General features: G+C 49.2%; 1 protein-coding gene. It reads left to right on the top strand.

The window, feature by feature from the left end:
* Nucleotides 1–114 precede the first annotated feature (114 nt).
* Nucleotides 115–2,424 (top strand): ligand-binding sensor domain-containing diguanylate cyclase, encoded by a 2,310-nt coding sequence (locus AC3A8L_RS21030; protein ID WP_487964239.1) that lies wholly within the window; start codon nt 115–117, stop codon nt 2,422–2,424.
* The last annotated feature ends 285 nt before the right edge of the window (nt 2,425–2,709 follow it).

The following is a 2,709-nucleotide window of genomic DNA, read 5'->3' on the forward strand; positions in this document are numbered from 1 at the left end:
GACAGAGGCATATCTGTTTACAACCCAACGAGTGGTGACTTTTCTCATGCCCTCTAGCAGGACAATTTTATCCGGTCTATTTATGCCGATAGCAGCGGTACTCAATGGCTAGGTTTGGCGCGCGGTGAGGTGGTTCGGCTCGACCGTTACGCCAGTACAGTAACAAGCCTTGTGAATGATCCCCGTAATGACAATAGCCTCACCAGCTCCGAAGTTTTATCAATGGTAGAAGATAAGCAGGGCAATTTTTGGGTCGGCACACGCGGCGGGCTCAATTATATCAACCGGCACACTGGGGATATCACCCGCTACACCCATCGTGATGAGGTGCGGGGAATTCTACCATCACCTGCTGTGAGCTCATTGATACTGCAAGGTGACAACATACTGTGGGTGGGTACCCCTTGGGGGGGCTTAACTCGCCTGAATACCGATACGAAAGCTTTTAAACAATACAGTGTGGAAGACGGTAACCCACACAGCCTAGCCAACCGCGAAGCCTGGTCAATGCATCTGGATAAGGACGGGGTTCTTTGGGTGGGCACCCAAAATGGATACTTGCACCGTTACCGCCCCAAAACAGATGATTTTATCCGTTACTATTTTGCCGCTGCGGGCGGCAGTAGCGCTGGGCGTGCCGTGAGTATTGATGAAGATAGTAACGGTAACCTTTGGATTTCTGGAGATTTTGGCTTATACCGCTTCCCTGAAGCCAGCCGGCAGCCGGGTGCCGAGCAACGGAATATGGCTGAGCTATTCGAATATATCGGCCGAGAGGAAAATGCCGCCGGTTTGCGCATTGACACACCAGTGGCACGGCATGTCTTCGAAGCTGCCAATAACGACCTTTGGATTGCGACCGGCGGCGCAGGCATTATGCGCTGGCGCCCCAGCGATGGTTCTTCGCAAACCTATACGGAAGCCGATGGCCTAATCAGCAATAGCGTAACGGCAATAACACAAGATGCCCAGGGGTATATGTGGGTGAGTACAGAGGCCGGAATTTCACGCCTCAACCTTAAAACCAATACCTACAAAAACTTTACCTCGGCTAATGGTTTACCCGGTAATGGCTTTGTAGTCGGCGCCGTTATCAATACCTCCCGTGGGGAAGTCGCCTTCGGTGGGCTAAAAGGCATGAGTATTATCAAGCCCCAACTCACTTATGCCAACGTATTTCAAGCGCCGCTTATACTAACCGAGCTGAATCTATTTACAGAGCCCGTGATGGTCAACGAGCGCTATACCGATATATTTGGCCGGCAAGCTCTTTTAGAAAATGAAGATCTATTAACGTTGCCAACAACCCCATACCAGCTCGACGATGTTGTATTGAATCATAAGCAATCGGTCATTAGTTTTGAGTTTTCACTGTTGAGTTATGACGTTCCAGAAAAGACAACCTATCGCTATAAGCTCGATGGGTTTAATGATAAATGGTCTAAACCTACGGCCCAACGTATCGCGACTTATACCAATCTAGACCCAGGCAAATACCGCTTTCGTGTTCAGGCGATAAATAACGAAGGTTTACCGATGCGCAGTGAAATTAACCTTGCCATTAAGGTGCTACCGCCATGGTGGCAAACGTGGTGGGCTTACAGTTTTTATGCGATGGCCTTGTTTGGCGGGATATTTCGTATTATTTATTCGCAATACCAAAAACGCCATTTTGCCGAGCACCAAAACAAACTGCTGGAAGCCAAAGTCAGTGAGCGTACCGAAGCATTGAACCTCGCATACCAAAAAATGGAAGCGGCAAGTTATACCGATGCTTTAACGCAGCTACGTAATCGTCACTATTTTCAGGACGCCATGCCTATTGAGGTGGCCCGAATACATCGAGCTTTCAATAAGCTCACCACTGAGCAAGAGCGCGCTACCTCAGAGCGACATGCCGCATTTTTAGTGTTGGATATAGACCACTTTAAGCGCGTCAATGATGAGTACGGGCATGCGGGTGGTGATATTGTATTAAAAGCGGTATCCGAGGCTTTGCGGCAATGCCTTCGGGAAACTGATTACCTTTTCCGCTGGGGCGGGGAAGAGTTTTTAGTGACCTACGTTGACCAAAAGCTCGGCGCCCTAACGCAAATTATGGCTCGGATCCGACGGGCCATCGAAGCCTTGCATATTGAGCTTGAAGATCAGCAGTGCATAACGGTGACTTGCTCTATCGGCGCCTGCCATTACCCCTTTGATGCGAGGCAGCCAGATTGGGCAAGTACCGAACAAATTATTGCATTAGCCGACTGGTGCTTATACCTTGCGAAAAACGCTGGCCGAAACCGCTGCGCTTCAATTCTTTTGCACAAACCTCCAGGGGAATCATACAAGTCATTCTTTTCGAATATCGATCAACGCATTCAAGACGGTGTCGCCTCTGTAGAGGGCGTGGATTACCAACATCACGGTTTAACCTAAAAACCGTAGTTGAAAGCGAGTGCCTGTCCCGCTATTTTTTTGCGACCACGAAAAGTACTTAGGGTCGAGGAAAAAATACTTTATCCAATAATACTTGCCTCCTGCTTCCTCAACAGCGTTGCTCAAAGCGTTACATGCCTCGATAACTGCTCCACGACATTATGCTCCTGCAATGTCTAATAAGGGGCTCCTGCCCCGATGCGTTACGCTACTGACCTATGTCCTATAGGCCCCGGTATGCGCCCCTTCAAGCGCCTTGCTGAGAAAGCAGGATCCTTCGTCTAA

This window comes from Marinagarivorans sp. (assembly GCF_982758155.1).